The sequence below is a fragment of the Streptomyces sp. NBC_00154 genome, assembly GCF_026342835.1.
Classification (GTDB): Bacteria; Actinomycetota; Actinomycetes; order Streptomycetales; family Streptomycetaceae; genus Streptomyces.
The window spans coordinates 3,609,717-3,634,932 of record NZ_JAPEMI010000001.1 but is presented as its reverse complement, the minus strand read 5'-3'; the positions used below and the strand labels follow the sequence as shown (position 1 = coordinate 3,634,932).

At 70.6% G+C, this 25,216-nt stretch carries 23 protein-coding genes; 13 read left to right on the top strand and 10 right to left on the bottom strand.

The window, feature by feature from the left end; all coding sequences use genetic code 11:
* Positions 1-9 precede the first annotated feature (9 nt).
* The gene (locus OHA03_RS16380) at positions 10-450 is read right to left on the bottom strand and encodes a GNAT family N-acetyltransferase (protein ID WP_267004583.1); all 441 of its coding nucleotides are present in this window, start codon (positions 448-450) and stop codon (positions 10-12) included.
* 214 nt (positions 451-664) lie between these two features.
* Here OHA03_RS16380 and OHA03_RS16375 point away from each other — a divergent pair, with 214 nt between their 5' ends.
* The gene (locus OHA03_RS16375) at positions 665-1,417 is read left to right on the top strand and encodes a Mut7-C RNAse domain-containing protein (RefSeq protein ID WP_267004582.1); all 753 of its coding nucleotides are present in this window, start codon (positions 665-667) and stop codon (positions 1,415-1,417) included.
* A gap of 39 nt (positions 1,418-1,456) precedes the next feature.
* Here OHA03_RS16375 and OHA03_RS16370 read toward each other — a convergent pair whose 3' ends face one another.
* Positions 1,457-2,032 (bottom strand): TetR/AcrR family transcriptional regulator, encoded by a 576-nt coding sequence (locus tag OHA03_RS16370; protein WP_267004581.1) that lies wholly within the window; start codon positions 2,030-2,032, stop codon positions 1,457-1,459.
* A gap of 107 nt (positions 2,033-2,139) precedes the next feature.
* Here OHA03_RS16370 and OHA03_RS16365 point away from each other — a divergent pair, with 107 nt between their 5' ends.
* Complete coding sequence (locus OHA03_RS16365; RefSeq protein WP_267004580.1) at positions 2,140-3,627, top strand: FAD-dependent oxidoreductase; 1,488 nt, start codon at positions 2,140-2,142, stop codon at positions 3,625-3,627.
* Positions 3,628-3,692: 65 nt separating this feature from the next.
* On the opposite strand, the gene OHA03_RS16360 is transcribed toward OHA03_RS16365, so the two are convergent.
* The gene (locus OHA03_RS16360; protein WP_267004579.1) at positions 3,693-4,247 is read right to left on the bottom strand and encodes a hypothetical protein; all 555 of its coding nucleotides are present in this window, start codon (positions 4,245-4,247) and stop codon (positions 3,693-3,695) included.
* Between the two features lie 156 nt (positions 4,248-4,403).
* Here OHA03_RS16360 and OHA03_RS16355 point away from each other — a divergent pair, with 156 nt between their 5' ends.
* Together OHA03_RS16355 and OHA03_RS16350 are read left to right on the top strand one after the other, a co-directional pair.
* Positions 4,404-4,739, top strand: a complete 336-nt coding sequence (locus OHA03_RS16355; RefSeq protein ID WP_267004578.1) for a YnfA family protein — start codon at positions 4,404-4,406, stop codon at positions 4,737-4,739.
* Between the two features lie 150 nt (positions 4,740-4,889).
* Positions 4,890-5,648 (top strand): SDR family NAD(P)-dependent oxidoreductase, encoded by a 759-nt coding sequence (locus OHA03_RS16350; RefSeq protein WP_267004577.1) that lies wholly within the window; start codon positions 4,890-4,892, stop codon positions 5,646-5,648.
* Positions 5,649-5,735: 87 nt separating this feature from the next.
* On the opposite strand, the gene OHA03_RS16345 is transcribed toward OHA03_RS16350, so the two are convergent.
* Positions 5,736-6,929, bottom strand: a complete 1,194-nt coding sequence (locus OHA03_RS16345) for an RtcB family protein (RefSeq protein WP_267004576.1) — start codon at positions 6,927-6,929, stop codon at positions 5,736-5,738.
* Positions 6,930-7,099: 170 nt separating this feature from the next.
* Here OHA03_RS16345 and OHA03_RS16340 point away from each other — a divergent pair, with 170 nt between their 5' ends.
* The 3 genes from OHA03_RS16340 (at position 7,100) to OHA03_RS16330 (ending at position 10,368) form a co-directional block, all read left to right on the top strand.
* Entirely contained in the window at positions 7,100-7,885 is a 786-nt protein-coding gene (locus tag OHA03_RS16340; RefSeq protein ID WP_267004575.1) for a DUF3558 domain-containing protein, read from the top strand.
* 152 nt (positions 7,886-8,037) lie between these two features.
* Positions 8,038-8,817 (top strand): DUF3558 family protein, encoded by a 780-nt coding sequence (locus tag OHA03_RS16335; RefSeq protein WP_267004574.1) that lies wholly within the window; start codon positions 8,038-8,040, stop codon positions 8,815-8,817.
* Positions 8,818-9,024: 207 nt separating this feature from the next.
* Complete coding sequence (locus tag OHA03_RS16330) at positions 9,025-10,368, top strand: DUF2637 domain-containing protein (protein WP_267004573.1); 1,344 nt, start codon at positions 9,025-9,027, stop codon at positions 10,366-10,368.
* Positions 10,369-10,467: 99 nt separating this feature from the next.
* On the opposite strand, the gene lysS is transcribed toward OHA03_RS16330, so the two are convergent.
* Entirely contained in the window at positions 10,468-12,228 is a 1,761-nt protein-coding gene (lysS, locus tag OHA03_RS16325; protein WP_267004572.1) for a lysine--tRNA ligase, read from the bottom strand.
* A gap of 134 nt (positions 12,229-12,362) precedes the next feature.
* Between lysS and argS the strand changes: the two genes are divergently transcribed.
* Entirely contained in the window at positions 12,363-14,138 is a 1,776-nt protein-coding gene (gene argS / locus OHA03_RS16320) for an arginine--tRNA ligase (RefSeq protein WP_267004571.1), read from the top strand.
* Between the two features lie 163 nt (positions 14,139-14,301).
* On the opposite strand, the gene OHA03_RS16315 is transcribed toward argS, so the two are convergent.
* From OHA03_RS16315 to OHA03_RS16300, 4 genes are all read right to left on the bottom strand, one after another.
* Positions 14,302-15,096, bottom strand: a complete 795-nt coding sequence (locus OHA03_RS16315) for a triphosphoribosyl-dephospho-CoA synthase (RefSeq protein ID WP_267004570.1) — start codon at positions 15,094-15,096, stop codon at positions 14,302-14,304.
* A 3-nt stretch (positions 15,097-15,099) separates the two neighbouring features.
* The gene (locus OHA03_RS16310; protein WP_267004569.1) at positions 15,100-16,023 is read right to left on the bottom strand and encodes an intradiol ring-cleavage dioxygenase; all 924 of its coding nucleotides are present in this window, start codon (positions 16,021-16,023) and stop codon (positions 15,100-15,102) included.
* Between the two features lie 111 nt (positions 16,024-16,134).
* Complete coding sequence (locus OHA03_RS16305; protein ID WP_267004568.1) at positions 16,135-16,905, bottom strand: class II aldolase/adducin family protein; 771 nt, start codon at positions 16,903-16,905, stop codon at positions 16,135-16,137.
* Positions 16,902-17,882, bottom strand: coding sequence for a C-terminal binding protein (locus OHA03_RS16300; protein WP_267004567.1), 981 nt, complete (start codon positions 17,880-17,882; stop codon positions 16,902-16,904). The genes OHA03_RS16305 and OHA03_RS16300 overlap by 4 nt, the downstream gene beginning before the upstream one ends.
* A 218-nt stretch (positions 17,883-18,100) precedes the next feature.
* On the opposite strand from OHA03_RS16300, the gene OHA03_RS16295 reads away from it, so the two are divergent.
* The 5 genes from OHA03_RS16295 to OHA03_RS16275 all read left to right on the top strand — a co-directional run bounded on the left by OHA03_RS16295 (position 18,101) and on the right by OHA03_RS16275 (position 24,109).
* Entirely contained in the window at positions 18,101-19,000 is a 900-nt protein-coding gene (locus OHA03_RS16295; RefSeq protein WP_267004566.1) for an Lrp/AsnC family transcriptional regulator, read from the top strand.
* Positions 19,001-19,199: 199 nt separating this feature from the next.
* On the top strand, positions 19,200-20,855 hold the full coding sequence (locus OHA03_RS16290; RefSeq protein ID WP_267004565.1) for an amidohydrolase: 1,656 nt from the start codon (positions 19,200-19,202) through the stop codon (positions 20,853-20,855).
* A gap of 61 nt (positions 20,856-20,916) precedes the next feature.
* The gene (locus OHA03_RS16285; protein WP_267004564.1) at positions 20,917-22,266 is read left to right on the top strand and encodes an MFS transporter; all 1,350 of its coding nucleotides are present in this window, start codon (positions 20,917-20,919) and stop codon (positions 22,264-22,266) included.
* 411 nt (positions 22,267-22,677) lie between these two features.
* Entirely contained in the window at positions 22,678-23,484 is an 807-nt protein-coding gene (locus OHA03_RS16280; RefSeq protein WP_267004563.1) for a DUF4253 domain-containing protein, read from the top strand.
* Positions 23,485-23,578: 94 nt separating this feature from the next.
* Entirely contained in the window at positions 23,579-24,109 is a 531-nt protein-coding gene (locus OHA03_RS16275; RefSeq protein WP_267004562.1) for a HEAT repeat domain-containing protein, read from the top strand.
* A 27-nt stretch (positions 24,110-24,136) separates the two neighbouring features.
* Here the strand turns inward: OHA03_RS16275 and hemB are convergent, their stop codons facing one another.
* Positions 24,137-25,135, bottom strand: a complete 999-nt coding sequence (gene hemB, locus OHA03_RS16270; RefSeq protein WP_267004561.1) for a porphobilinogen synthase — start codon at positions 25,133-25,135, stop codon at positions 24,137-24,139.
* Between the last annotated feature and the right edge of the window lie 81 nt (positions 25,136-25,216).

Sequence of the window (25,216 nt, the reverse complement as noted above, 5' to 3'; positions counted from 1 at the left end):
GCCCGGAGCTCAGCCCCGGTCCCGGACCAGCCGCTTGGTGAAGCTGAAGGCGACGATGGCCAGCCGTTCCCGCAGATAGAAGCGGTGGGCATCCGTGCGGTGGGTCCCCGAGTCCAGACTGAACTCCAGGCATCCCGACTCCTGGGCGCGCTGCTCCAGATAACCCAGAAGCCGGCGGCCGACGCCGGTGGAGCGGGCGTGCTCGGCCGTGACCAGATCGTCGACGTACAGCTTGCGGATCTGGCTGGTGTTGTCGACGATGCGCCATCCGGCCGCGCCCACGCATACGCCGTCGTCGTAGCAGGCGGTGAAGCGGAGCCCCTGCGCGTATCCCTTCCCGTACACCTCGCGGAAGAGGTCCTCCGTCAGATGCGGACGCAGTTCACGCAGGACGGGAAGCAGGTCGTCGGCCAGTCGGGCATCGCCGGGTTCGAGATCGAGAATTTTCATGGGGGAACTGTAGGTCGGTCGCCCGGGGGCCCGAAAACCCTCTGCCGGGCGGACCCTGCCGAGGCAATTCATCTGCAATGCGCAGCTTCTGCAGATTGCAACTAAATATTGCGCAGACCTGTCCGGACGCACTGCCGCGTTCCGCGTCCGCGCCACCACCTCTCCCCCACGAATCCCCTGGCTGCCGCGGACCGCTCAATGGCATCCTGGCGACGTGAACGGACCGGAGATCCACCTCGAGGTCGACCCCGAACTGCGGCTCTTCGTCGCGCACGAGCGCCGCAACGGGCGCACGGTCGTGATCACCGACGGCGCCTCGACACTCGGCCATGTCGTGGAGTCCCTCGGAGTCCCGCTCACCGAGGCGGGCCAACTGCTCGTCGACGGCCGCCCCGTTCCGGTCTCGCACATCCCCGGCGCGGGCGAACTCGTGGAGGTGCGCGCGGTGGCACGTCCCCAGCGCATCGAAGGCGCGCCGCTGCGTTTCCTCCTCGACGTCCACCTCGGCACGCTCGCCCGGCGGCTGCGGCTGCTGGGCGTCGACGCCGCGTACGAGAGCGCGGACATCGGCGATCCGGCGCTGGCCGCGCTGTCGGCGAGGGAGCAACGGGTGCTGCTCTCGCGCGACCGGGGGCTGCTGCGGCGACGGGAGATCTGGGCGGGTGCCTACATCTACAGCGACCGCCCGGACGACCAGCTACGCGACGTACTCGAACGGTTCGCACCGGTGCTGGCCCCGTGGAGCCGGTGCACCGCATGCAACGGGCAGCTCACCGAGGCCGACAAGGACTCCGTCAGCGGGCAGCTGGAGCACGGTACGCAGCGGTCGTACGACGTCTTCGCGCAGTGCGTGGAGTGCGGCCGGGTGTACTGGCGCGGCGCCCACCACGCACACCTGGAGAAGATCGTCGCCGGCGCGGTCCACGAGTTCGGTGACGCCTCCGATCAGGCCGACCCACTCGTGTAGACGGTGTCCGGCGGAGCCCCGCCGAGGTGAGCGGGGCCGTTACGGCCGCTCGGCGGTCAAGTAGCGCTGGACGGTGGGCGCGAGCCAGGCGATCACCTCGTCGCGGGACATGGCGGCGGCAGGCGCGATGCGCAGGACGTATCGCGCGAGCGCCATCCCCAGGATCTGGGATGCGGCGAGCGCGGCACGGCGTGGGGCGTCGGCGGGGTCGGGGCAGACCCCGGCAGCTATCGGACCGAGCTGCTCGGCGAAGACCGCCCGCATGCGCTCGGCCCCCGCCTCATTGGTGACACCGACCCTGAGCAGCCCCGTCAGCACGTCGTCCTCCTCCCAGCGGTCCAGGAAGTGTGCGACGAGTACGGCACCGATGTGCTTGCCGGGCAGCGCCCCGAGCGCGGGCAGGCGCAGATCGATCACGGACGCGGCGGCGAACAGTCCCTCCTTGTTGCCGTAGTAGCGCATCACCATCGACGGATCGATGTTCGCGTCGCGGGCGATGGCCCGGATGGTGGCGCGCTCATAGCCGTCGGCCGCGAACCGCTCGCGGGCGGCTTCGAGGATCGCGGCCTTCGTGGCGTCCGAGCGGCGGGGCGCGCCGGGGGCTTTCGTCGTCATGCCAACAATCGTAGGCCAACAAGTGTTGACATGCCATATCCGCCGGATCTATGTTTGCCAACAAGCGTTGACCCACGCTCGTTGGCAACCGGCTCCAGGAGGCCGTCATGACCGGCAAGCCCAGCACCCGTACGAACGCCGACTCCACCCCCGACGTACCGCGCGACGCCACCACTGCCGATGTCCTCGTGGTGGGTGCAGGGCCCACCGGGCTGCTGCTCGCGGGCGACCTCGCCGCGCGCGGCCTGTCGGTCACCGTCATCGAGCGCCGCCGGCGCAGCGCGAGCAACATGACGCGTGCCTTCGCCGTTCACGCCCGCACCCTCGAAGTGCTCGACGCCCGCGGCCTCGCCGACGAGCTGCTCAAGACGGGCTCCCGCCTCACCAGGCTGCGGCTCTTCGGCAACCTTTCGCTCGACCTCTCCCGGCTCCGGTCCCGCTTCCCGTTCGTGCTGATCACCCCGCAGTACGAGATCGAGCATCTGCTGGAGCGCCGCGCACTGTCCGCGGGGGTGCACTTCCGTCACGGCACGAAGCTGACCGGTCTGCACCAGTCCGCCGACGAGGTCACCGCCGAGGTGCAGGACGCCGACGGGACGCGGACCACCCTCTCCGCCCGCTATGCCGTCGGCACCGACGGGGTGCGCAGCGCCGTGCGCGAGGCGCTCGGGCTCCCGTTCCCCGGCAAGTCGGTGATCCGGTCCATCATCCTGGCCGACGTCCGGCTGACGGAGGAACCCGCCGCCCTCCTCACGGCCAACGGCGTGGGGGACGCCTTCGCCTTCATCGCCCCGTTCGGCGACGGCTGGTACCGGGTCATGGGATGGAACCGCAACCACCAGGCCGACGACACCGACCCCGTCGAGCTCGACGAGCTGCGCGAGATCGTCCGTCTCGCCCTGGGCAGCGACCACGGCATGCACGACGCCCGCTGGATCTCCCGCTTCCACAGCGACGAGCGCCAGGTGCCCGCCTACCGCACGGGCCGGGTCTTCCTCGCCGGGGACGCCGCCCATGTCCACTCCCCCGCGGGCGGCCAGGGCATGAACACCGGCCTCCATGACGCCGCCAACCTCTCCTGGAAGCTCGCAACCGTGCTCCGGGGATACGCGACGGACCCGGAGGCGCTCCTCGACAGCTACCACACCGAGAGGCACCCGGTCGGCACCAAGGTGCTGCGCAGCAGCGGTGCGCTGGTCCGCCTCGCCATGGCCCGCACCCTGCGGCAGCGAGCGGTCCGCGCGGCCGCCACCCGCCTCCTGTCGATGGCGCGGCCGGCCGGCGACAAGGCGATGGGCATGGTCTCCGGCATCGGCATCGCGTACGCGGCGCCGCGCGGCTCGCATCCCCTCACCGGAAAGCGCGCTCCCGACCTGGGACTGGTGGAGGGCCGCCTCCAGGAGGTACTGCGCGACGGCGAGTTCGTCCTTGTGACTCCTGCCGACACGCCCACGCCGGTGTCGCCGGCCCCGCTGGCGCACACGCACTGGACGGACGACCGCTCGACCGTGCTGCTCGTCCGCCCCGACGGTTACGTCGCCTGGGCGAGCGACCGGCCCGACCCCGCGGCACTCAGGGCCGCCCTCACTCGATGACCGGCGCACCCGCCACCACCGCAGCAGCAGCGCGTCCGGCCACGCCGGACACGCGCTACCGGCGGTCAGAAGACGTATTCGTCCCCGGTGGCGGGCGCCAGCACCTCATGCCGGTCGTTCTGCGGGTTCCGATCGGTCACGCCGCCGTCCCACCCGGTGTCGATCCGTACGACCACTTCGTCCGGCCGCCCCGCGAGCTGCAGTTCGAGCGCGATCTGCCGCCCCGCCGCCCCGCCCGCACGCAACGGTCCTGTCCGGCACAGCACGGTGCGGGCGTCGGACTGCAGACAGGCGCCCGGCATCTCCTGCCGGCCCGTGAGGGCCACCGAGAAGCGCAGCCGCACGGTCGAGCGCATCACGTCCGACGGCCCATGATTCTCGCTGAGCAGCCAGACTCCGAGCGCCTCGCCCCACAGCGAGACATGTCCGTGGTGGGAGATGTCCGCCTCCGGTGCAACCGACCGGTGCGCCGGAACCGGCATGGCCGCAACTGCGGCCATCGGCACGGGCACCAGGACCGCCCCGGTCGCCTTTCCGGCCCCCCACATCACGGTCGACACCGTCGCAGCGGTCGCCATCGCGACGAAGACCATCAGTCGAGCCCTACGCGTCAGTACCATGCCCCGAAGATACTGATCGCGGCGAATCGTCCTTATTTACACACCGGCTCGACACACCAACTCCACCCGCCTGCCCCACCGTCCGGTTCACCTCCCCGCCCGGCCTCCCCACCCGCCTCATCCCGCTCTGCTCCGCCCGCGTGAAACGCTGCTCCCATGGTCGTCGCCCGCTCAGTCGCACTGTTCGTCGTCGCCGCGCTCTTCGAGATCGGCGGAGCCTGGCTCGTCTGGCAGGGCGTGCGCGAGCACCGGGGCTGGATCTGGATCGGCGCCGGAGTCATCGCCCTCGGCGCGTACGGCTTCGTGGCCACACTTCAGCCGGACGCCGAGTTCGGCCGCGTCCTCGCCGCGTACGGCGGTGTCTTCGTCGCAGGTTCGATCGCCTGGGGCATGATCGCCGACGGCTACCGCCCCGGCCGCTGGGACGTGATCGGCGCACTGATCTGCCTGACCGGCATGGCCGTGATCATGTACGCCCCCCGCAACCACTGACCGCGCCGCCGACCACCCCGATGACCACACCTGATCGCACCGACCGCACCGCTCACCGCGCCGCCCCCGCTGTCGGCCGACCAACGGCCGATCGTTCCGCCTGCCTATCCTGATCCCGTACCGATCAGCTGTCCGAGGAGTCGAGTCCGCATGGCCGCCACCCCCATCGCCGTGATCACCGGAGCGAGCAGCGGCATCGGCGCCGCGACTGCCCGCCAACTGGCCGCCGCCGGCTACCGCGTCGTCCTGACCGCCCGCCGCAAGGACCGGATCGAGGCACTCGCCGCCGAGATCAACGAGGCGGGCCACGAGGCCACGGCGTACGCCCTGGACGTCACGGACCGCGAGGCGGTCGACACGTTCGCCACCGCCTTCCGCGCCCTCGCCGTCCTCGTCAACAATGCGGGCGGCGCCCTCGGCGCCGACCCCGTCGCCACCGGCGACCCGGCCGACTGGCGCCAGATGTACGAGACGAACGTCATCGGCACCCTCAACGTCACCCAGGCCCTGCTGCCCGCCCTCACCGCAAGCGGGGACGGCACGATCGTGGTCCTCTCCTCGACGGCGGCCCTCGCCGCGTACGAGGGCGGCGGTGGCTATGTGGCCGCCAAGCACGGCGAGCACGTCCTGGCCGAGACCCTCCGCCTGGAGATCGTCGGCACCCCGGTCCGCGTCATCGAGGTCGCCCCCGGCATGGTCAAGACGGAGGAGTTCGCCACCACCCGCTTCCGTGGCGACACCGAGAAGGCCGCCAAGGTCTACGCGGGCGTCGACGCCCCCCTCACCGCCGACGACGTGGCCGACACGATCACCTGGGCCGTCACCCGTCCCAGCCACGTCAACATCGACCTGCTGGTGGTCCGCCCCCGCGCCCAGGCCTCCAACTCCAAGGTCCACCGCACCCTCTGACCGCTGACAGCGACGCGCACACGCAGAAGCGCCCCGGACCACCACCACAGGGTCCGGGGCGCTTCCGTTCATCGGCGCGAGAGGCACTCAGCCCTTCACGCACACCACCTGCTTCAGCTTCGCGACGACCTCCACGAGGTCCCGCTGCTGCTCGATGACCTGCTCGATCGGCTTGTACGCCCCCGGAATCTCGTCCACGACGCCGGAGTCCTTACGGCACTCCACACCCCGCGTCTGCTCCTCCAGATCCCGTGTCGAGAAGCGCCGCTTGGCCGCGTTGCGGCTCATCTTCCGGCCGGCGCCGTGCGAGGCCGAGTTGAACGACTTCGCGTTCCCGAGGCCCTTCACGATGTACGAGCCGGTGCCCATCGATCCGGGGATGATGCCGAGGTCCCCCGCCCCGGCCCGGATCGCACCCTTACGCGTGACCAGCAGGTCCATGCCGTCGTACCGCTCCTCCGCCACATAGTTGTGGTGGCAGGAGATGACCGGGTCGAAGGTCACCCGGGCCTTCTTGAACTCCTTGCGGACCACGTCCTGGAAGAGCCCCATCATGATCGCGCGGTTGCGCTTCGCGTACTCCTGGGCCCAGAACAGGTCGTTGCGGTAGGCCGCCATCTGCGGAGTGTCCGCGATGAAGACGGCCAGGTCGCGGTCGACCAGTCCCTGGTTGTGCGTCAGCTTCTGTGCCACCCCGATGTGGTGCTCGGCGAGCTCCTTGCCGATGTTCCGGGATCCGGAGTGCAGCATCAGCCAGACCGAACCCGACTCGTCGAGGCAGAACTCGATGAAGTGGTTGCCCGACCCAAGCGTTCCCATCTGCTTCGTGGCACGCTCCCGACGGAACTTGACCGCATCGGCCACCCCCTCGAACCGTCCCCAGAAGTCGTCCCAGCCCGCCGTCGGGAAGCCGTGCAGCCGCCCGGGGTCCACGACGTCGTCGTGCATCCCACGCCCGACCGGGATGGCCTGCTCGATCTTCGATCGCAGCCGCGACAGATCTCCCGGCAGGTCGTTGGCGGTCAGGGAGGTCTTCACCGCGGACATTCCGCAGCCGATGTCCACCCCCACCGCAGCCGGGCAGACCGCGCCGTGCATCGCGATCACCGAGCCGACGGTCGCACCCTTGCCGTAATGCACGTCGGGCATGACGGCGAGCCCCTTGATCCAGGGCAGGGTGGACACATTCTGCAGCTGCTGCATCGCGCCGCCCTCGACCGAAGCCGGGTCGGCCCACATCCGGATGGGAACCTTGGCCCCCGACACCTCTACATACGACATAGTTCCTCGATTCCCCCGAAAAGTCTGAAAGCGCAAAACCGGTGCCAAGGTCGGCAAATGAGTCGGTCGACCGGCATTCACAGCGGCGCGTGCGATACACATTGTGTCCACCGGCCGCCATCGAGCGGCAACCGTTTTTCGCACGAAGGGAGCCCAGGATCGTGCGACGAATGGCGTACGTACCCGGCGCCGCGCTCCTCGCAGCGCTTGTCGTCGGCTGTAGCGCCGGCACCGGAACCGACGGCTCCGCCGCCGACAGCAGGCCCGGCGGCCCGACAGCTTCCCCCGCCGCACCAGCGGGCAAGTACCGCACACTTCCCGACCCCTGCCGCTCGGTCGCGCACTCCACCCTGAAGGACCTGCTTCCAGGTGTCGCCGAACTGCCGGAGGACCAGCAGGAGAAGGCGTACGCGGGAACGGCCTCCGTGACCTACGACACGGACCGCCGCGTCGGCTGCACATGGAAGGCCGAGGCCCCGGACTCGTCCCGCAGCCTCTCCCTCGACTTCGAGCGGGTCGTCTCGTACGACACCTCCGTGAGCGACGACGACCGCGCCGACGAGGTGTACGGGAAGAAGGAGGCCGCCGCCCATCTGCCGTCCTCCGCATCGGACTCCCCGTCGGACTCCCCGTCGGGCTCGACGCCGAGCGACGAGGAGACCGACGGTGAGACCGACGGAAAGAGCGGCGACGGGGCCACCGGAGCCACCGAAGACCTTCAACCGCGCGTCCTCGACGACCTCGGAGATGCCGCATTTCTGGACGACCTGCTCATCAAGGCAGGTTCCACCGCACAGCACCGCACGGTGAGCGTGGTATTCCGCACATCGAACGTCATCGTGACCGTCCAGTACACCGAGCAGCCCGCCCTCTCCACGGAGATCCCCGACAGCAAGGAACTGCAGGAGAAAGCCCAGGCGCTGGCCCGGAAGCTGGTCGACAAGTTCGGCGAATAGCCCCGCGCCGATCGCCCCGGACCGGCGCCGGCCGCCCTCGCCGGCCCACCCGGCCGAGGCGGCATCCGGCCGCCGTCCGTCGTACCGTGGCCCTCCGGAACACCCGCCCGACCGCCCACCCGCGCCGCCCGCGCCACCCGAGTGAAGGAACCATGCACCGATCAGCCTCGCGACTCACCCGCATACTCGCCTGCGCCGCCGTCCCGGTGATGCTCGTCGTCGCCGGCTGTTCGTCGGACTCCGGCAGCAAGAAGGAGTCGGGCGGCTCGTCCTCCTCCGCCCCGGGCGCGAAGAAGTCGGCGCCGGCGGTCGCGCCGGCGAAGTTCGCCGAGCTGCCCGACCCGTGCAAGGCGATCTCCACGAAGACGATCACCTCGCTGGTCCCCAAGGCCAAGAGCAAGGCCGGTTCGCCGGCCACGTCCAGCGACACCTCCGCGCGCGCCGGCTGCTCCTGGAACGGCCTCGACGACAACGGCGTCAAGGGCTCGCAGTACCGCTGGCTCGACGTCGGCTTCACCCGCTTCGACTCGGACCAGGCCCTCGGCAGCGGCGCGAAGCGTGCCGAGGACGACTTCACGAAGCAGCTCGCCAAGACCAGGACGGCCGAGGGCGCGAAGAAGATCGTGGAGGCCCCCGTCAGCGGCATCGGCGAGCAGGCCACCAAGGTCACGTACGACCTCACCAAGACCGGTGAGGACTTCAAGTACGCGACGATCGTGGCCCGTACGGGGAACGTCGTCGTCACTCTGACCTACAACGGCGCGGGTTACGCGGGTGCGAAGACGCCGTCCGGCGCCGACATCCTCAAGGACGCCGAGAAGGCCACCAAGGAAGCCGTCACCGCGGTCGCCGACGCGAACGCCAACGCCGACGACAAGCAGTCGAGCCCGTCGGCGAGTCCGTCGAAGTCGGCCAAGTCGTCGTCGAACTAGGCGTCGCAGGGAACCGGAAACGGACCGGCGCCGGCTCGCCCGGCAGCCGCCCCGATCCCCAACCCCCCTGCCCGGAAGCAGTTTTACGAAGCCCGGTCCTGCCCCGAGGACCGGGCTTCGCCCCTCCCCGCGCAACGCACTCCACACACATGTGCCAGGCTGTGCCCGCCAGAAGTCGAAGAAGGGGACACAGGGAGGGGATCGCGGGTGGCCGCGATGCAGCTGACACGCACGCACCGGGTACTCATCGGGGTCGTCGTCGCCGGCGCGGCAATCATCGCCGCGATCGGCTTCGCGGGCTCGTACGCCGCGGTGCGCGCGCTCGCAGAACAGAAGGGCTTCGGGAACTTCTCCCTGGTCTTCCCGATCGGCATCGACGCGGGCATCTGCGTACTGCTGGCGCTGGACCTGCTCCTGACCTGGATGCGGATACCGTTCCCGCTGCTGCGCCAGACGGCCTGGCTGCTGACCGCCGCGACGATCGCCTTCAACGGCGCCGCGGCCTGGCCCGACCCGCTCGGCGTCGGTATGCACGCGGTGATCCCGGTGCTGTTCGTGGTCGCCGTCGAGGCCGCCCGGCACGCGGTCGGCCGGATAGCCGACCTGACGGCCGACAAGCACATGGAGGGCGTCCGGCTCACCCGCTGGCTGCTCTCCCCCGTCCCCACGTTCAAGCTGTGGCGCCGGATGAAGCTGTGGGAGCTGCGTTCGTACGAGCAGGTCATCAAGCTCGAACAGGACCGGCTGATCTACCAGGCCCGGCTCCAGGCGCGTTTCGGCCGGAACTGGCGCCGCAAGGCCCCCGTCGAGTCGCTGATGCCGCTGCGGCTGGCGAAGTTCGGCGTTCCGCTGGCCGACACCGGCCCGGCCGGGCTGGCCGCAGCGGGCATCGAACCGGTGCTGCTGCCCCCGGCGCCGGCCCCGGCCGCCGTCGAGACGGTCCACCAGCAGGCCGAATTGCCGTACGCCCCGCAGCCGCAGCACGCCGAGCCCCAACAGCACGAGCCACAACACCCGCAACAGCAGCACGCCCACCCCTCCGACCCGGCCGCCGAGGAATGGCCTCAGGAGGGCCCCGGCTCGCACGAGAGCCCGTGGTTCGCGGCACCGCAGGTCCCGGAGGGCGCGTACGAGGGTACGTACAACCCGACGTACGTCGAGGGCCTTGAGCCCACCCCGGTAATGATCCCGTCGGGCCCGGGCGGCCGCACCCGCCCGCTGGGCAACGTGGGCACGATCGGCGCGGTCCCCCACCCCCGCAGCGAAGAGCCCCTGCCGGGGTCGCCGGATCAGCCCCAGCAGCCCCAGGAGCCCGAGGCGGACCCGGTCGAGTGGGCACAGGAGGACGCGGAGTTCGGCGAAATCGCGTACGAGGTGTTCAGCGCGTACACGCACCAGCACAACGACTACCCGAGCGTCGAGGTCCTCGACATACATCTCTCGGACGGCCACAACGTCAGGCACCCGCGCAGCGCGGCCCTGCTCCGCCGTCTGCTGCCGGGTTTCAAGCAGCGCTTCGACAACGAGATGGCCGAGAACCACATCGCGTGAGCAATCCGGGCCCGTCACCGCTCGAGGACGGACCGGAACCGGCAGGACGGAGGGCCGTCACCCGCATCACCGGGTGACGGCCCTCCGTACAGCGGGCAGCTACGCGCCCAGCAGCTTCCGCACCCGCTCCGCACCCACGGCCAGCAGCAGCGTGGGCAGCCGCGGCCCGGTGTCCCGGCTGACGAGCAGCCGGTACAGCAGCGCGAAGAACGACCGCTGCGCTGTCTTCAGCTCGGGCGTCGGCTTGGCGTCCGGCTCCAGCCCCGCCAGGATCTTCGGTACGCCGTAGACGAGCGTCGTCAGCCCGTCCAGCGACCAGTGCGACTCCAGCCCGTCCAGGAGCAGCTGCAGCGACCGGCGACCCTGCTCGTCCAGCGAGCCGAGCAGCTCCTTGTCCGGCTCGTCGCGGACGACGGTGCGGGCCTCGGCCGGAACCTGGCTGGTGATCCAGTTCTCCGCGCGGTCGAGCCGCGGCCGCGCCTCGTCGAGCGAGGTCAGCGGGTTCTCCGGGTCCAGGTCGCTCAGGATGCGCAGCGTCTGCTCGTCGTGCCCGGCCGTGATGTCGACGACGGACGCGAGCGTGCGGTACGGCAGCGGGCGCGGCGTACGCGGCAGTTCACCGGCGGCCGTACCGATGGCCCGGGCGTACGCAGCGGCGTCGGCGGGCAGCACGGAGCCCTCGGCGACCTTGCGGGCCAGCGAGTCCCACTCGTCGTACAGCCGCTGGATCTCCTGGTCGAAGGCGATCTTGAAGGACTGGTTGGGCCTGCGGCGCGCGTACAGCCAGCGCAGCAGCGGCGCCTCCATGATCTTCAGCGCGTCGGCCGGGGTCGGCACGCCGCCCTTGCTGGAGGACATCTTCGCCATGCCGGAGATACCGACGAAGGCGTACATCGGGCCGATCGGCTGCACACCGTCGAAGACCTCGCGGACGATCTGGCCGCCGACGACGAACGACGAGCCGGGCGACGAGTGGTCCACACCGCTGGGCTCGAAGATCACGCCTTCGTGCGCCCAGCGCATCGGCCAGTCGACCTTCCAGACCAGCTTGCCGCGGTTGAACTCGCTGAGCCGGACGGTCTCGGCGAAGCCGCAGGCGACGCACGTGTAGTTCAGCTCGGTCGTCTCGTCGTCGTACGACGTGACGGTCGTGAGGTCCTTCTCGCAGTTGCCGCAGTAGGGCTTGTACGGGAAGTAGCCGGCGGAGCCACCGCTGCCGTCGTCCTCGCTCGCCGCGCCGGAGCCCGCCTCGGCCTCGAGCTCGGCGTCGTCGACCTTCTTCTGCTGCTGCGGCTTCTTGCCCTTGCCCGCGGCCGCCGGGTCCTTCTTCGTGCGGTACCGGTCGAGGACGGCGTCGATGTCGGCGCGGTGCCTCATCGCGTGCAGGATCTGCTCGCGGTAGGCCCCCGCCGTGTACTGCTCCGTCTGGCTGATGCCGTCGTACTCGACACCCAGTTCGTCCAGCGCAGCCGTCATGGCGGCCTTGAAGTGCTCCGCCCAGTTGGGGTACGCGGACCCGGCCGGGGCGGGCACGGACGTCAGTGGCTTGCCGATGTGTTCGGCCCACGACTCGTCGACACCGGGGACGCCTGCCGGGACCTTCCGGTAGCGGTCGTAGTCGTCCCACGAGATGAGGTGCCGGACCTGGTGCCCCCGGCGGCGGATCTCGTCCGCGACCAGGTGCGGGGTCATGACCTCGCGGAGGTTGCCCAGGTGGATCGGGCCCGACGGCGAAAGACCGGACGCGACGACGACCGGTTTGCCAGGCGCACGACGCTCCGATTCGGCGATGACCTCGTCCGCGAAGCGGGAGACCCAGTCGGCCTCGGTGCTGCTCTGACTCTGAGCCACGGTCGGCACGTCCTTCTCTCTGGTAGGGCTCGTAGGGGCACCGTCCATTCTCCCAGGTCCCACCGGCAGCGCGAAAACGGCTTTACAGTGCGTGGGATACTGGGCGTGATCCCTTGTACCCCTACGGAAACGGCAGCCGTCCCATGGCCTCGGTCAATTCCCTCGCTTCCACGCTCCAGCAGCAGCTGGCGGACGCCCTGACGGCAGCTCTGCCGGATGCCGGCACCGCGGACCCGCTGCTGCGCCGAAGCGACCGGGCCGACTTCCAGGCCAACGGGATCCTGGCCCTCGCCAAGAAGCTGAAGGGCAATCCGCGCGAGCTCGCGTCCCAGGTCACGGCCGCGATCCCGGCCGGCGACCTGATCCAGGAGATCGAGGTCTCCGGCCCCGGCTTCCTGAACATCACGCTCAGCGACAGGGCGATCATCGAGACCCTGGCCGCGCGCGCCGCGGACGACGAGGGCCGGCTCGGTGTGCCGTACGGGCAGAACGCGGGCACGACGGTCGTCGACTACGCGCAGCCGAACGTGGCCAAGGAAATGCACGTCGGCCACCTCCGGTCCGCGGTGATCGGTGCCGCCATGGTGGAGGTCCTGGAGTTCACCGGCGAGACCGTGGTCCGGCGCCACCACATCGGCGACTGGGGCACCCAGTTCGGCATGCTCATCCAGTACCTGATCGAGCACCCGCAGGAGCTCGACCACCGGGGCGGCGAGGAGCAGGACGGCGAGGCCGCCATGTCCTCGCTGAACCGGCTCTACAAGGCGTCGCGGGCACTCTTCGACTCCGACGAGGCGTTCAAGGCCCGCTCCCGGGACCGGGTCGTCGCGCTCCAGGCCGGCGACGAGGAGACGGTCGCGCTCTGGCAGCGGTTCGTCGACGAGTCGAAGATCTACTTCTACTCGGTCTTCAACAAGCTCGACATGGAGATCCGCGACCCCGACATCGTCGGCGAGTCCGGTTACAACGACATGCTCGAGGAGACCTGCCGGATCCTGGAGGAGACGGGCGTCGCCGTCCGCTCCGAGGGCGCGCTCTGCGTGTTCTTCGACGACGTGAAGGGCCCGGACGGCAACCCGGTCCCGCTGATCGTCAAGAAGACGAACGGCGGGTACGGCTACGCGGCGACCGACCTCTCCGCGATCCGCGACCGGGTCCAGAACCTCAAGGCGAGCACCCTGCTGTACGTCGTGGACGCGCGGCAGTCGCTCCACTTCAAGATGGTCTTCGAGACGGCCCGCCGGGCAGGCTGGCTGAACGAGGACGTGAAGGCGCACCAGCTGGCGTTCGGCACGGTGCTCGGCAAGGACGGCAAGCCGTTCAAGACCCGTGAGGGCGAGACGGTCCGGCTGGTCGACCTGCTGGACGAGGCGATCGAGCGGGCGACGGCCGTCGTGCGCGAGAAGGCCGAGAAGGTCGGCCTGACCGAGCAGGAGATCGTCGAGAACGGCGAGTACGTCGGTATCGGCGCGGTGAAGTACGCCGACCTCTCCACGTCCGCCGTGCGGGACTACAAGTTCGACCTGGACCAGATGGTGTCGCTGAACGGCGACACGTCCGTGTACCTCCAGTACGCGTACGCCCGTATCAAGTCCATCCTGCGCAAGGCGGGCGAGATCCGGCCGGTCGCGCACCCGGAGCTGGAGCTGGCCCCGGCCGAGCGGGCGCTGGGCCTGCACCTGGACCAGTTCGGCGAGAACCTCGCCGAGGTGGCGTCCACGTACGAGCCGCACAAGCTGGCCGCGTACCTCTACCAGCTGGCCTCGCACTACACGACGTTCTACGACCAGTGCCACGTGCTGAGCGACGACAACCCCGCCGAGGTGGTCGAGAACCGGCTCTTCCTCTGCGACCTGACCGCCCGCACCCTGCACCGGGGCATGGCGCTGCTCGGCATCCGCACCCCCGAGCGTCTCTGAGCACGGCCGGACGACACGAAGGAGGAGGCCCGGCGCGCATGCGTGCCGGGCCTCCTCCATGTGCTCCTCGGCCGGTCAGTAGCCGGCGTCCACCCCCTCTGGGCCGTGTCCAAGGCCGAGGCCAGGCGGCCAGGACTCTGACCCCGGCAATCGGGCGCATGAGTCACGTGAGGAAGTCGACGAAGAGGGCGGCCGCCAGGAGCTGGGCGCTACCCCGGGGGCTCAGGTTCCGGCCACGCAGGTGCCGGTCGAAGTCCCGCAGGGCCCGCCACCCTGCCTCGGTGCCCGTACCACCCGCGTCGAGGACGGCACGGGCACCGTTCTGCACCTCGCGCAGGCCGTGCGGGCCCCCGGTGTGGAGGAGTCCGGTGTCCTGAAGGGTGCTCATCACAGTGAGCAGCGCGTCGAGCCGCGCCTGCGGCTCGCGCAGCCCGGCACCGCGGGCCCTGCCGAGGGCATCCGTTGCCCTGCGGACGTGCGGAAAGCCGGCTCGGGCTTCGCCCCGCGCGCCCGCCGCGCCGTAACGGGTGCCGACCGCCGATCCGGTCGTCGGGCGGCGCGGCGCGCGGCGGTCGGGGAACGTGGCGAGCTGCCGGGCCACAGCGGTGATGTCCTTCACGTCCGTTCCGCGGACCAGGGCGGCGGAGGCGACGAGCAGGCCGAGCGGCCAGACGGCCCCATGGTGAAGGGGGGTGCCGCCGTTCGCCACGGTCATGGACCGTTCCGTGCACCGGCCGATCGCGCCGAGTTCCTCGCGCAGCGTACGGGTGGGCTCACCGGTGCGGCGGGCGGCGGCGGCCATCGCCGCGAGGCCGGGCGCCAGCGAGCGCGCCGACCAGCGGAGGGCGCTGATGTCCGCATTGCGGGCGTCCGGGAGGCCGGGCTCAGGGGTCAGTTCGACCTCGGCGAGCAGTGCGTCCACCGCCGTCCGTGCAAGTCTCTCCTCCTCGCGACCCATCGGTTACGAGGACGCGGTCGGCTCGGGCGAACCGCTCGGGGCGCCGCTCGGGGGCGTACCGATGGGCGCGCCGCTCGGGGGCGTACCGCCACCGGCGCCGTCATTCTCGGCGTCCGGGTCGATACCGAGGACGATGGTGCCGGTGAAGCCCTTCTCGATCTTGTTCTTGTTGATCGGCTCCAGGGTCAGCAGCCCGCCGGCGGCGCCGCTGCCCTCGTACACCATGTCGTCGTCCAGGGCGGTGTACGAGCCGGAGTGCTGGGAGTAAGGCTCCAGGGCGAAGACGGAGTTGGCGGTCTCGTCGTCGAAGAAGAGCTGGCCGGTGTAGTTCACCTTGCCGCCCTCGTAGGTGCCGTCCTCCTTCTCACCACCGGTGTGTACCTTGACGTGGATGTGACAGGTACGCGGGGTGTACCAGCCGGGCATGATCGTCTCGAACTTCACGACACCGTTCCCGTCGGCTATCCGGTAGCCACGCAGATACGTCTGGTCGTTCGCGGTGGAGCCGTCCTCGCTCTCCGAGGGCGCGCTGCCGCCGGGGTTGGCCGTGGTGTAGCCGGAGTAATAGCCCCAGGCGTCGCAGTGCCAGATTTCGACAGCGGCACCCTTGACCGGGTTGCAGGAGTCGGTGGTGTCCTGGACGGTGATGTTCAGGTGGAGCGGGACCCCGCCCTTGCCCTCGGTGATGTCCTTCCGTACAAGCGCACCGTCCAGGTAGTACGGCCCCTCGGTGGCACTGGACATCAGCACGCACTGACCGCTGGAGGCGGACGAGGAGCCGGCGGTGGTCGCCGTCGCCCCGGTGGCGTCCGAGCCGAAGGCGTTGACGCCGACCGCGGTGACCACTCCCACTCCGGCTACCGCTCCACCACCGATGGCCAGCGCCTTGCGCCTGGTCACCGTCTTGTCCGCGTGTTTCGCTGTCATGGTTCCCGACCGTAGGACGTCAACCTGGCAGTCCCCTCGCCCGGAGCTGTGCGACGACTGTGTCTCTCCGCCATCACGGCCGTTGCATCTGAGCCACCCCCTGGGCGCCGCTCAGTCCCGGTAGTCCGGGGCCACCCGGTCCAGCAGGCGCAGCATGGCCGCCCACGCCAACTCGTAGGCCCCGTCGTCCTGGAAGTCCGCGTCCGCCTCGCCCGCGAGCTGACGGGCGGTGTACTCGCAGGTCTCGGGGGAGGGGACGGTCAGCGGTCCGCCGCCCGCCTGCGCGGTGACCTGGATCTCGCAGGCCTTCTCCAGGTAGTACATGCGCAGGAAGGTCTGGGCCGCGCTCTCGCCGACCGTCAGCAGACCGTGGTTGCGCAGGATCAGCGCCGGGTGGCTGCCGATGTCGTCGACCAGGCGCTTCTGCTCGTCGAGGTTGAGGGCGACCCCCTCGTAGTCGTGGTAGCCGACGCGGTTGTAGAACTCCATCGACATCTGATTCAGCGGCAGCAGTCCGTCGCTCTGCGCCGCGACGGCGCAGCCGGCCCTGGTGTGGGTGTGCAGCACGCAGTGGGCGTCCTCGCGCGCGGCGTGGATCGCGCTGTGGATGACGAAGCCCGCGGGGTTGACCGGATACGGGGTGGGCTCGACCGGGTTGCCCGCCAGATCGATCTTGACCAGGTTGGAGGCGGTGATCTCCTCGAAGAGGAGGCCGTAGGGGTTGATGAGGAAGTGGTGGTCGGGTCCCGGAAGCCGCAGCGATATGTGCGTGAAGATCAGGTCGGTCATCCGGAAGTGCGCCACGAGCCGGTATACGGCGGCGAGTTCGCGCCGCAGTCGCGTCTCCTCGTCGACAGCGTCGGCGGTCTGCACGTCGGTCATGAGGGGGCTCCTTCGAGGGTCGGGTCGACCACCGGGGTGAGGGGTCGTCCGGTGCGGTGCCAGGCGATGACGTTCTCGGCGGGTGCGCACACGTAGGCCCGCTGCGACGCGTCGGAGAGATAGGCGCTGTGCGGCGACAGCTGGATGCGCGGGTGACTGCGCAACGGGTCGTCGAGCGGTGGGGGTTCGACCGGGAACACGTCCAGTGCCGCCGCCCCGAGCCGACCGCTGTCCAGGGCGGCCAGCAGGGCCACGGTGTCGACGAGTTCGCCGCGGGCGACGTTCACGAGGAAGGCGCCCGGTCGCATCCGGGCGAGCAGCGCCGCGTCGACCATGCCGCGGGTCTGCGGAGTCAGCGGCGTGTGCAGGGAGAGCACGTCCGAGGCGGCGACCAGCTCGCCCAGGCTCAGCCGCTCGACACCGTCGGGCCACCCCGCCTCGTCGGCGTGCGGGTCGTACGCGGCGACGCGGCCGAAGACGGGGGCCGCGATCCGGGCCAGAGCCCTCGCGATGCGCCCGAAGCCCAGCAGTCCGAGCGTCAGCTCACCGGCCCTGCGCGGGACTTCGGCGAACTCGGTGTTCCATCCGCCGCCGCGCACGGTGGCGTCGGCCTGGGGCAGCGCGCGCACCAGGCTGAGCGCGCCGGCGAGCGCATGCACGGCGACGTCCTCGGTCGCGGCATGCGGAAGGTTGCTCACCCACAGTCCGCGTCGCCGCGCCTGCGCCGTGTCGATCATGTCGTACCCGGCAGACATGGTGGCCAGCATCCCCACACCGGGGAGGCGGTCGAGCAGCCCGGCATCCACGGGCGCGTAGCCGACGATCAGCGCGACGGCGTCACGCGCGACGGCGGCGATCGCGTCCGGGTCGCGACTGCCGACGACGCGCGTGTCGAATCCCGCGTCGGCCAGCATCCGTGCGCCCGGACCGACGTCGAGTTCCTCGGGGTCCGTGAACACCACCAGGGGCCGGCTCATCCCATCCTCCTCAAGTTCCTCAGAGCGCCGCGCAATGATGATTCGTTCGCAACACTCGCACAGAACCTACGTTTCATCCGGCAAAATTGTCCAGAGATAGTGATGCGATCGTCGATGACGCACACCATCCGGGTCCGGCCCCCGCACCCCCGTGGTCGACAATGGACCCCACCCCGGGCGCTCCCGCCCGGGCAGTCGAGCCGAGGGGAAGCGCTCAGGTGGATCTGGACCACACCGATCTGGCCGTCGTCCGCGAACTGCAGACGGACGGCCGCCTGACGTACGAGACGCTGGCGCAGCGCGTCGGCCTCTCCCGGCCCGCCACCCGCGCCCGGGTGCAGCGGCTGCTCGCGGGCGGCGGCGTGCGGGTGGTGGCCGTCGTGCATCCCGCCGTACGGGAGCTGACCGCATCGGCCCACCTGTCGATCGGCGTGAGCGGCCCGGCCGAGCCGGTGGCCCGTGCGATCGCCGCCATGCCACAGGCGCCGTTCGTCACGCTCACCGCGGGCAGCCGCGCAGTCATGGCGGAGCTGCGCACCAAGGGACTGGCCGAGCTGGACCGGGCCGTGGAGTCCATCCGCTCCCTGAAGGGTGTGGACGTGGTGGATCCACTGATCTCCCTGGAGCACCTCAAGGACCCGTATCTGCTGGCGGGCCGGCCCGAGGTGCCGGAGCTGGACGAGACGGACCGGCTGATCCTGGACGAGCTGGAACGCGACGGGCGGCTGCCCTTCGCAGAACTCGCCGAGCGCGTGGGCCTCTCCCCCGGCGCCGCCCGCGCCCGCACGCTGCGCCTCCTCGACGGCGGTGTCGCCAAGGTGCTCGCACTGGTGCGGCCCGAGCTGCTGGGGCTGGGTCTTCTGTGCGGTTTCGCCGTACGGCTGGACGGCGAGCGGGATGCGGTTGCACGACGCATGGCCGCCTGGGACCGGGTCTCGTTCCTCTCCGCCTGCATGGGGCGCGCGGAGCTCGTCGGAACGATCAGCGCGGAGTCCCTCACGGCGGTGCGCGACACGCTGGAGGACATGCGGGCCTGTGCGGGTGTGCGCGCAGTGGAGAGCTGGATCCATCTGGAACTGATCAAGGAGCGCTACGACCTGACCAACCACACGCCCTGACGAGAAACTTCGCCCCACTGCGGCCATGCCGGACGATACGTAAGTCAAACACGCCATCACATTCCGAAAAATTTGTGAGCGAGGGGTCTAGGCAAGGCATCGTCTGCTGCATATCGTCCATGCGAACGAATCAGCCGTTGCAACCTCTCGGTGCGTACGGCTTCTCATGGACGTCCCCCGGTCGAAAGCAGGCCCCCTCATGCACCACCCCCTCGACGACGCCGACCGCACGCTCCTGGTGACCGGCGCGGCCGTCGCCGCACCCGGCACCTCCGTACGCGCCGAGGCGCTGGCCGTCCGTGGCGGCCGGGTCATCCACGTCGGCACCGCCGAAGACGCCCGCGCCGCGCTCGGCGGCCGGCCCGACGAGGCCCTCGACCTCGACGGCGGCCTCGTCCACCCCGGATTCGTCGACGCCCACTGCCACCCGGTGATGTACGGACAGGCGCTCGCCTGGGTCGACTGCCGGCCCGAACGCGTACCCGACATCGAGACGCTCGTCACCGTTCTCACCGACGCCGCCCGCGAACTGCCCGCCGGAGTCCCGGTGCGCGGCTTCGGCTACGAGCACCGCAGGCTCGCCGAGCAACGCCACCCCACCTGCCACGACCTCGACCGCGTCGCCACCGACCGCGAGGTGTACGTGATGAACGCCTCCGGTCACGGCGGTGTCGTCAACTCCCACACCCTGCGCACCTGCGGCGTCACCGCAGGCACCCCCGACCCCGAGGGCGGCAGCATCGGCCGCTTCACCTCCGGCGAGCCCGACGGCCAACTCTGGGACGCCGCCTGCGACCTGCTCACCGGCCCCGGCGGAGTGAAGATCGGCAACCACGGTCCGAACTTCCACCTCTCCGAGCCGGACGCCATCATGGCCGACCACCTCCAGCGCGCCCAGGAGGTCTTCCTCGCCGCCGGAGTCACCACCGTCGGCGACGCCCAGGCGTCCCGCCGCGAGATGGAGACGTATCTGCGGGCCCGTGCCGACGGCTCCCTGCGCATGCGGGTCTCCGCGTACCTCACCTCCGCGCTCCTCGACACCGCGCTCGACCTGGGTGTGGTGAACGGATTCGGTGACGACCTGTTCCGCGTCCAGGGCGTCAAGTTCTACGCCGACGGGACGCTCGGCGGCTGGACCGCGTACTTCCCCGACGGCTACGCCGCCGACTGCTGCCACCACGGGCAGCTGTACCACTCGGCGGAGGAGTACGCCGAGCTCGTCACCCGCGCCCACCGCGCCGGGCTCCAGACCGCCACGCACGCCCAGTCCCCGTACGCCATCGGTATGGTCCTCGACGCCGTCGAGAAGGCACAGGCCGACCGGGAGCGCCCCGACATGCGCCACCGGATCGAGCACGCGGGCCTGCCCACCGACGAACAGATCGCCCGCATGGGCCGGCTGGGCGTCATCCCGGTGATGCAGCCCCAGCACCACCTGCGCACCGGCGACGGCACACTGACCGCCATCGGTGACCTCGGCCACCGCTACAACCCGGCAGGCGCCTGCCTCACCGCGGGCGTCCCCGTCGCCATCAGCTCGGACGCCCCCGTCGCCCCGCCCGCCCCGCTGGAGGCGGTCTCCGCCGCCGCGACCCGGCGCACCGTCCTCGGCACCGTCCTCGGCGACGCCTCGCTGCGGATGCCCGTGGCGGACGGTCTGCGCGCGCACACCGAGTCGGCCGCCCGCGCCCTGCATCGCGAACACGCCGTGGGCGCGCTGGCCCCGGGCATGCTCGCCGACTTCGTCGTCCTGGAAAGCGACCCGCTCACCGCGGACCCGGCCGGACTCGCCTCCATCGGCGTACGCGAGACCTGGATCGGTGGCACCCGCGCCTGGTCCGCCCCCGGCCGCTGACCCACTCCCTCCCGCTCGCCCCACCCCCTTCCCCGCCACCCCTCCCGCCCCCGGAGGCCCCATGTCCCCGCAGTCCAGCACCGGAAAGAGCCCGTACAGAGCCGCCTTCGCGGCGCTGGCCGGGACCTCCATCGAGTGGTACGACTTCTACGCGTTCGCCACCGCAGCGGCGATCGTCTTCAACGACGTGTTCTTCCCGCCAGACATGTCGCCGTACCTCAGGACCCTGTCCGCCTTCGCGACCTTCGCCATCGGCTTCCTGCTGCGCCCGCTCGGCGGCATCGTCTTCGGACACATCGGTGACCGCGTCGGACGTAAGAAGACCCTGGTCATCACGCTGGTGATGATGGGCGTCGCGTCCTTCGCCATCGGCCTGCTGCCCACGTACGCCCAGGTCGGCGCGCTCGCCCCGACCCTGCTGATCGTGCTGCGCCTGGTCCAGGGCATCGCGATCGGCGGGGAGTGGGGCGGCGCGGTACTCATCGCCGTGGAGAACGCCCCGCGCGGCAAGGCCGCCTTCTTCGGTTCGTTCGCCCAACTCGGCTCCTCGGTCGGCGCGTTGTTGTCGACCGGCGCCTTCAGCCTGATGAACCTCTTCGGCGACGACGCGTTCATGAGCTGGGGCTGGCGCGTGCCCTTCCTGGCCTCCGCCGTGCTGGTGATCGTGGGGCTGATCGTCCGGGTCAAGCTGGAGGAGTCCCCGGTCATGGAGGAGGTGCGCAAGGAACAGGAGGCGAAGGAGGAAGGGGCGGCCAAGCTGCCTGTCGTGGAGGTCTTCCAGAAGGCCTGGCGAACGGTCCTCATCGGCGTCTTCGCGCTGGCCACCGCGACCGGCGGTTACTACGTCGTCACCAGCTTCCTGCTCTCCTACGGCACCGGGGACCTCCACCTGCCGGAGTCCATGCTGCTCAACGGCCTCGCCCTGGCAGCCTTCCTGGAACTCCTCGTCACCCCCTGGCTGTCCTGGCTCGCCGACCGGGTCGGACCGCACAAGGTCGTGATCGCCGGCCTCGTGGGCGTCATCGTCCTCGCCCTACCGCAGTTCATGGTGCTGGGCACCGGCAGCGTCTTCCTCATCTGGCTGATGATGCTGGCCATGCGCCTGGTGATGTCCGCGCTGTACGGACCCATCGCGTCGATCCTCGTCGAGGGCTTCTCCACGCACGTCCGCTACACCGGCATCTCCCTCTCCTACCAACTCTGCAACATGGTCTTCGGCGGCCTCGCACCGCTCGCCGCGGTCTCCCTCGCGGCGGCCGCGGGCGGCCACTACTGGCCGCCGGCCGTCATGCTGATGGTGATCTCGGCGATCGGCATCGTCTGCACGGCACGCCTGCGCCGGCTCGGCACACCACCGGCCGGCGAGCGGACGCCGGACCCGGCCCGGCAGGCGGTACAGGCTGCCTCGTAAGGACCTGCGCGGCTGCGCCGTGTCCTCAATTCGCCGGACGGCCCTGAATTTCAAGCCGTCCGGCGATTGAGGACACAACCGCAACCGGACGGACCCGGTCGAGCCGTGCGGCCACAGCACCAGCATCGGCCGCACCTGACACCCACGGCGAATGCCGCCCGCATCCGACGTTCCGGGATACGGGCCGTCAGCCATGGCCTGGCCGCGACGGATCGCGGGGCCTCTTCCGCTTCCCCGTCCTTCCGTCGTACACCCTCACCCACCAGTGGCTGCGCGAACTCGCCCGGCACGGCGGCCCGCGCGCCCTCGCCGTCGCCCCCACCGCCCGGGCCGCTTTCACCGGTCACGTCGGGCGCGCCGACGCCTGGGGCCGGACCGTCGACCGTCCGTGGCGGCCTCTAAGGTCACCGCATGGCGACACTCCCGAACCCCCTTCCGTCACTGGCCACTTCCGGGCTCCAACTCCCGCCCGGCACGCTGGTCGACGCGACGCACGACGGACCGTGGCACGAACCCCTGCTCTGGTACGCGGACGGATCCGCGACCCCGGACACCTGGCCCCGGCTGCTCGACGAGGGCAGGGCGGTCGGACTCCTCCCTGTCCTCCTCGACGGCGGGACACGCGGCGAGTGGCCCGAGAAGTGGGAGCTCAGCCCCGGCATGACGTCGTACCCGGGTGACCACCACGCGGAGGACGTACTGGGCGAGCTCTGGGAGGAGTACGCGGAGGACGAGCTGGAAGGAGCGGCGATCGAGCCGTTCGGCCCGGAGTGGCCGGGCCTCGCCCCCACCCCGTCCGTGAGCGACCCCGCCGACGCGGAGGAACGGGCCGCAGAGATCGCCGCCCGGCTCACCGACGCGGACGGCCGCATGCCGGGAGCCCGTGCGGCGCTGGTCCCCGCGCGGCGCAGCGCGGACATACCGGCGGCGATCGGCTGGACGGGGCCGCTCAATTACGAGAACGACGTGGCACGGCTCTGCGCGGTGCTCCGGTCCTGGGAGGACCGATTCGGCATACGGGTCGTGGCGCTCGGCTTCGACCATCTGATCGTCTCGGTGGCCACCCCGCCGACCACTGTCGACGAAGCGGTGGCGGTCGCCGCCGAACACTTCGCGTTCTGCCCGGACAACATCGCCCACAACACCCCGGACACCCTGCGCGCCTACGCGGACCAGTACGTGCTGGGCGAGGATTCCTGGTCGTTCTGGTGGGACTGAGGACGCGCCTCGTCCGTTCCCCGGCCGACTCCCGCCGGGGCCGGACACTTCCGCCGAAGGAATACTTCACCGCGCACAGGGCAGCGCACACTTCATGGACCGGACAGACAGCCTCATCGAGCAGTTCCGTGCACTGCCTGCCGAAAGCGACGAAAAGCGCGAACTCATCGCCGCAATGGGCGACGTACTCGCGGACCGCCCGGACCATCCGGACGCCGTGCCCTTCCTCGCCTCGGTGACCGCCGACTCGGAGGAGTACGACCTCGCACGGGTCGAAGCCACCACGGTCCTGCGCCTGCGGCCACCGGCCGAGGCCGAGTCACGGCTCCACGCGGGCCGGGCGCTGGTGGCCGTGGTGCGTGGCCCCGACGACGATCTGGTCCGCCAGTACGCGGCCATGGCGCTCGGTCCCTACGCGGACGACCCGGAGGTCCACGAAGTGCTGGCCGCCGCCATCATGGACGACTTCGACCGGCTCGTCCGGGACAACGCCCTGGCGGCGCTCGACGAGGCGGGCCCCAGCGACAAGCGGATCGAGCTGCTGCACCGGCTGTCCGCGGACGCCACGCTCGGCCACGAGGCGGTCCGCATCCTCTCGTCCTGGGGCCTGGAACCCGCGGCCTGAGGCGACGCGGGCTCCAGGTGCCGGCCGCTACGAATGGCGCAGCCGCTCGGCGACCTCCGTCGCCCAGTACGTCAGGATCATCTGCGCACCTGCGCGCCGGATCCCGGTCAGGCTCTCCATGATCGCCGCGTCGCGGTCGATCCAGCCCTTCTCGGCGGCGGCCTCGATCATCGCGTACTCGCCGCTGATCTGGTACGCGGCGACCGGCACGTCCACCGAGTCGGCGACCTTCGCCAGGATGTCCAGGTACGGTCCGGCCGGCTTGACCATGACCATGTCGGCGCCCTCGTCGAGATCGAGTGCCAGCTCGCGCAGGGACTCGCGAGCGTTCGCCGGGTCCTGCTGATACGTCTTGCGGTCGCCCTTCAGCGAGGAGCCGACCGCCTCACGGAACGGCCCGTAGAACGCCGACGAGTACTTCGCCGTGTAGGCGAGGATCGCCACGTCCTCGTGCCCGGTCTGATCGAGCGCGTCGCGGATCACGCCGACCTGGCCGTCCATCATGCCGCTGGGGCCGACCACATGGGCGCCCGCATCCGCCTGGACCTGGGCCATCTCGGCGTACCGCTCGAGGGTGGCGTCGTTGTCGACACGGCCGTCGGCGGTCAGGACACCGCAGTGACCGTGGTCCGTGTACTCGTCGAGGCACAGGTCCGACATGACGACGAGATCGTCACCGACCTCTTCGCGCACCGCGCGCAGACCGACCTGGAGGATGCCGTCCGGGTCGGTGCCCGCGGTTCCCCGGGCGTCCTTGTTCTCGTCCGCCGGAACGCCGAAGAGCATGATCCCGGAGACCCCGGCCGAGACCGCGTCGACGGCGGCCTTCCGGAGGGTGTCCAGGGTGTGCTGCTGGACACCGGGCATGGCCGAGATGGCGACGGGCGCCGTGATGCCCTCGCGTACGAACGCGGGCAGGATCAGGTTCGCCGGGTCGAGCCGTGTCTCGGCGACCATCCGCCGCATCGCCGGGGTCGTCCGCAGCCGCCGGGGGCGGGAGCCGGGGAAGTTTCCGTACACAGTCATCCTTCGACGATAGACCCGTACACATCACCGTCTTACCGACACCTGTGCCGGAAAAATGAACGGGAGAACGGGCAGGGGCCC

Coding starts and splice junctions, on each gene's coding strand:
- OHA03_RS16380 (WP_267004583.1), bottom strand. CDS start 450: ATGAAAATTCTCGATCTCGAACCCGGCGATGCCCGACTGGCCGACGAC.
- OHA03_RS16345 (WP_267004576.1), bottom strand. CDS start 6,929: ATGTCGTATGTAGAGGTGTCGGGGGCCAAGGTTCCCATCCGGATGTGG.
- OHA03_RS16370 (WP_267004581.1), bottom strand. CDS start 2,032: ATGACGACGAAAGCCCCCGGCGCGCCCCGCCGCTCGGACGCCACGAAG.
- OHA03_RS16365 (WP_267004580.1), top strand. CDS start 2,140: ATGACCGGCAAGCCCAGCACCCGTACGAACGCCGACTCCACCCCCGAC.
- OHA03_RS16340 (WP_267004575.1), top strand. CDS start 7,100: ATGGCGTACGTACCCGGCGCCGCGCTCCTCGCAGCGCTTGTCGTCGGC.
- OHA03_RS16360 (WP_267004579.1), bottom strand. CDS start 4,247: ATGGTACTGACGCGTAGGGCTCGACTGATGGTCTTCGTCGCGATGGCG.
- OHA03_RS16335 (WP_267004574.1), top strand. CDS start 8,038: ATGCACCGATCAGCCTCGCGACTCACCCGCATACTCGCCTGCGCCGCC.
- OHA03_RS16305 (WP_267004568.1), bottom strand. CDS start 16,905: ATGACCGACGTGCAGACCGCCGACGCTGTCGACGAGGAGACGCGACTG.
- OHA03_RS16280 (WP_267004563.1), top strand. CDS start 22,678: ATGGCGACACTCCCGAACCCCCTTCCGTCACTGGCCACTTCCGGGCTC.
- OHA03_RS16285 (WP_267004564.1), top strand. CDS start 20,917: ATGTCCCCGCAGTCCAGCACCGGAAAGAGCCCGTACAGAGCCGCCTTC.
- OHA03_RS16275 (WP_267004562.1), top strand. CDS start 23,579: ATGGACCGGACAGACAGCCTCATCGAGCAGTTCCGTGCACTGCCTGCC.
- OHA03_RS16355 (WP_267004578.1), top strand. CDS start 4,404: ATGGTCGTCGCCCGCTCAGTCGCACTGTTCGTCGTCGCCGCGCTCTTC.
- OHA03_RS16290 (WP_267004565.1), top strand. CDS start 19,200: ATGCACCACCCCCTCGACGACGCCGACCGCACGCTCCTGGTGACCGGC.
- OHA03_RS16315 (WP_267004570.1), bottom strand. CDS start 15,096: ATGGGTCGCGAGGAGGAGAGACTTGCACGGACGGCGGTGGACGCACTG.
- OHA03_RS16300 (WP_267004567.1), bottom strand. CDS start 17,882: ATGAGCCGGCCCCTGGTGGTGTTCACGGACCCCGAGGAACTCGACGTC.
- hemB (WP_267004561.1), bottom strand. CDS start 25,135: ATGACTGTGTACGGAAACTTCCCCGGCTCCCGCCCCCGGCGGCTGCGG.
- OHA03_RS16310 (WP_267004569.1), bottom strand. CDS start 16,023: ATGACAGCGAAACACGCGGACAAGACGGTGACCAGGCGCAAGGCGCTG.
- argS (WP_267004571.1), top strand. CDS start 12,363: ATGGCCTCGGTCAATTCCCTCGCTTCCACGCTCCAGCAGCAGCTGGCG.
- OHA03_RS16350 (WP_267004577.1), top strand. CDS start 4,890: ATGGCCGCCACCCCCATCGCCGTGATCACCGGAGCGAGCAGCGGCATC.